This window comes from Psychrobacter sp. AOP7-B1-24 (genome assembly GCF_052376215.1).
Taxonomy (GTDB): domain Bacteria; phylum Pseudomonadota; class Gammaproteobacteria; order Pseudomonadales; family Moraxellaceae; genus Psychrobacter.
This window is the reverse complement of the sequence record NZ_JBQSVL010000126.1, coordinates 1-4,147: the sequence shown is the minus strand read 5'-3', so window position 1 is coordinate 4,147 and position 4,147 is coordinate 1. Positions and strand designations below refer to the sequence as shown.

The 4,147-nt window shown below is 41.7% G+C and carries 3 protein-coding genes; 2 read left to right on the top strand and 1 reads right to left on the bottom strand.

Features of this window, described 5'->3' with window-relative positions:
- The first annotated feature begins 49 nt into the window (after positions 1-49).
- Positions 50-1,936 (top strand): monovalent cation:proton antiporter-2 (CPA2) family protein, encoded by a 1,887-nt coding sequence (locus tag ACT3QP_RS14190; RefSeq protein ID WP_444525952.1) that lies wholly within the window; start codon positions 50-52, stop codon positions 1,934-1,936.
- A gap of 31 nt (positions 1,937-1,967) precedes the next feature.
- Here the strand turns inward: ACT3QP_RS14190 and ACT3QP_RS14185 are convergent, their stop codons facing one another.
- Complete coding sequence (locus ACT3QP_RS14185) at positions 1,968-2,897, bottom strand: DUF2628 domain-containing protein (protein WP_444525951.1); 930 nt, start codon at positions 2,895-2,897, stop codon at positions 1,968-1,970.
- A gap of 278 nt (positions 2,898-3,175) precedes the next feature.
- Between ACT3QP_RS14185 and trmB the strand changes: the two genes are divergently transcribed.
- A complete protein-coding gene (trmB, locus tag ACT3QP_RS14180; RefSeq protein WP_444525953.1) occupies positions 3,176-3,973 on the top strand; it encodes a tRNA (guanosine(46)-N7)-methyltransferase TrmB in 798 nt (265 codons plus the stop codon).
- Positions 3,974-4,147 lie beyond the last annotated feature (174 nt).

The window sequence follows — 4,147 nt, the reverse complement described above, 5'->3', positions numbered from 1 at the left end:
TGTTTTTTTATTATCACACCTTCTTATTACTACTACTTAAGGATATCAAATGCTCGCTGCCGCCGCCGGCTCACCAAATTTAATGTTACAAGCTACAATCTTCTTAGGAGCCGCCCTGCTCTTTGTACCCCTTGGTAAACGATTTGGTATTGCGACGGTCCTAGGTTATCTCATTACCGGTCTCATATTAGGGCCCAGTGGCTTAGATGTAGCGGGTGATGCTGAGAGCTTATTACACTTTTCTGAGTTTGGTGTGGTTATGCTGCTATTTATCATTGGTCTTGAGCTTCAACCCTCACGACTATGGGCATTACGGCGTTCGATATTCGTACTTGGTGGATTGCAAGTCGGCCTAACCGGCACTCTTCTGATGTTGCTTTTGCATCAGTTTTTTTCCTTACAGTTAGACACTGCTTTTATCGTTGGCTTTGGCTTGGCCCTCTCTTCTACTGCTTTTGTACTGCAGATATTAACTGAAAAACAGCAACTTGCAAGCACCCATGGTCGAGAAGCCTTCACTATCTTATTGTTCCAAGATATTGCCGTTATACCCTTATTAGCCGTCATTCCCTTTTTATCAGGAGTACGTGAACAAAGCTACGACTTGATTTATTTTGGTAAAGTATTTGCCGTATTTGCTGGACTAATTTTTGCTAGCCGCTATGTTGTTCGACCCTTCTTTAAATTTGTGGCGTCAAGTGGTGCATCAGAACTACTAACTGCAGTCGCACTATTTATCGTGATGGGTGTGTCTATTTTAATGGGCCAAATCGGACTATCGATGGCATTAGGTGCATTCTTAACAGGTGTCTTATTAGCAGATTCCGAATATCGTCACGAACTAGAAGCCAGTATTGAACCTTTTAAAGGACTTTTATTAGGCCTGTTTTTTATGTCGGTCGGTATGCTGACTGATGTCAATCTCATTTTAGCCAAGCCTGTCTTTATTATTGGCTGTGCAGTGACGTTAATATTTATCAAGTTTGGTGTTATTACCTTAATTGCAAAAGTATTAGGCAATCGCTGGCCAACCAGCTTTAGGCTAGGTGTGACACTCGCACAAGGGGGTGAATTTGCTTTTGTCTTATTCAGTGTCGCTAGTGCTCAGAACGTTTTACGTCCTGAGCTTGCCAATACACTGAACCTTATTGTTACCATTTCTATGGCACTCACGCCACTGGCATTTTTATTATTAGAAAAAATAGGTGAGCCTTTATTTGCCAAGAGCAAACCAAACCGCGAGTACGATACGATTCCAGATCATGAGCATCAAGTCATTATTGCCGGTTTTGGCCGCGTTGGTCAGATCATCGGTCGTGTACTACGGATGCATGATATTGAATTCACTGCTATTGAACGCTCTGCAAACCGAGTAGACTTCGTCCGTAAGTTCGGTAACCAAGTTTACTATGGTGACCCAAAGAATCCTGAAATCTTACGCGCCGCTGGCATCCAAAAAGCACGTGTGTTTATTCTCGCTATCGATGATCTAGAACGCTCTATCACAACCGCTCAATACTTACGCAAAAACTATCCAGATATAATTATCTTGGCACGAGCACGTGATCGTCAGCATTATTACCGCTTACGTGAAGTGGGTGTACGTCATATTTGGCGTGAGACTTATTTATCGTCTTTAGATATGTCACGTGAATCACTACAACTACTTGGTATCTCACCAGAAAAAGCACGCGAAACAGTGCAAACGTTCCGCGACTATGATGATGACTTGATTGAACGTCAGCAAGCCATTTATGATGATGAAGCCAGCATGATTGAATCGGCACAATCAGCCATGGCAGAGCTTGAAAGCTTATTTGATGAAGACATCGGTAAAGCACGCAAAATGGACTTAACTGACTTTTATGACGCATTAAAGAACCAAGCAACACCAGTCGATGAAAAAGAGGATATCGTAACAGACGCTAAAAAATAAGGCAGTGTATCAAAAATAATAGCATGACGCCCTATTCAGGCAAGCAGCCTGGCGGAGCTTGCTGTTTGTTTAGCGACGTCATACAGCTCCAATTATCGCTGTCTGGTACATGATAAAACACCAGTGTCTGATCATTCAGATAGCGTATCGGAAACTTGATGTTATGAATCGTTGCAATTACTGCGCAGTCGGTTTCTGCAACCCCAGCGGCAGTGGTATTAATATCGATACTTACTTGCTGCGTTGCCGTATTCAAAGACAAATTAGTCGGGCACTGTCCTGTTTGCTGATAGTTCAATGCCACACGGTTTTGTGTCGTTTTAACCGTGTCATAAGCATCAAATACCACTTCATTTGCTTTTGGCTTAGCAATAATAGGTAAAAACTGCACCTTAATAACCATTAAGGCAAAAGCAAAAAAACCAAACCCCAAACCCAGACCAAACAAACTCACACCACCCTCTCTTCTCAAGTGTGACTTCTGAGCAGCTTCATCTCTCGGATAATCCTCAATAGCATCCGCAATCTCACGTCGTGCCATTCGATAATAGTAAGCATCCGTCCAACGTGCGACCATAAATGACCAAAATATCCAGATTATTGCAGCAATACCTATACGCGTAGCCATCTGATAAGCATCAGGAATATAGGACATCGCTACAAACTCAAAGGCAACCAACACCAATGCTACATTGAGCTGGATGAATGACCACCCTGCCACACTGTATACAATGGCATCCATATAGCGCTTGCGATAGAGCAGCCAAGGAAAAGTCACAAAAAATGCAGCCCAGTGCCATTTGGGTGACAGATAACCTTGCTCATCAAACTGCTCAAAGCGCTTGAGATAATAGTGCTGACTACGGTGACCAATAAACCACTTATCAAGCTGTTGACGCTTAGCAGAAGACAGCTTGTCCTGATAAAACGGTGGTGGCGAATCTGTCTCAATAAATAACATAGTGATAAGCCTTACTTGCTATAAAAAAAATAAAATCAATTGGGGCATCTTTGGTCCTTCGACCATGGCAGTGCCTATTTGTGAATAGTCAACACGCCCTAGAACTATTATATGATAATGCTAAAACTTGCGCATAAAACAATAAAACGGTAGCAAAATAGTTTACTCAATCATCTAGATATGTCCATTTGATTAAAAGAGTATTGTCCGTTCACAGTCGTATCGATTTAACTTATAATGAGCGTACCTCATCCATTTTATTAAGCCTTGTCAATCCTATGAGTCAACATCCTAATACGAACGATAACATCGATAGTACCAATACTACTGATGAAGCATTAAACTCTAGCACCAATACTAAAGAAGGCAAGCATATTCGTATCGTCAATACGTTTATGAAACGACGTACGCACATGAATAAAAACGCCGAATTGGCACTGACCGATCCAGCATTTGCTGAATATCTGGTTAATAACAGTTTTGGTGATGGCGATCTAGAAGGCATCCATAACCTAAGAACGCTATTCGCTGATAGCCCTAATGGTAGTGACGCACCACTTACTCTAGAGATTGGTTTTGGGCTCGGCGATTCATTCATCGAAATGGCAGCAGCAGATCCTACTCGCAATTTTGTGGGCGTTGAAGTACATGAACCTGGTATTGGTAAATGCGCTTATATGGCAGGCACTCAAAACTTACACAATGTCAAAATCATTAATGGTGATGCCATTCAATTGCTCAAGCAGTTACCAGAGAACCATATCGATCGTATTCAGCTTTATTTCCCTGACCCATGGCAAAAAAAGCGCCATTATAAACGCCGCTTTGTCAGCCCTGAGCGCATGGCGATTGTCACGCGTAGCTTAAAACAAGGTGGTTGGTTCCATACGGCGACAGACTGGGAGCATTATGCTTTTTGGATGGTTGAAGTATTAGATGAGTTTTCGGGATTAACCAATCAAGCTGGTGCGGGTAACTTTACTGACCGCCCTGACTTTCGTCCAATGACCAAATTTGAACGTCGAGGTCTAGAGCGTGGACATGGCGTATGGGATTTAATCTATATCAAAGACTAATGCCAATCGCATATTTTTAATAGATCTCAAAAAGCGGCTAATATATTTAGCCGCTTTTTTTGACTTTACAATTGACTATTTACCACTTAATAAAGTCAGTTGTGATAAATCCTCAGCGGTAAGCCTTATTTTAAAAACTTTTATCATTTCTGTGATAAAAAAATTATAAAATAT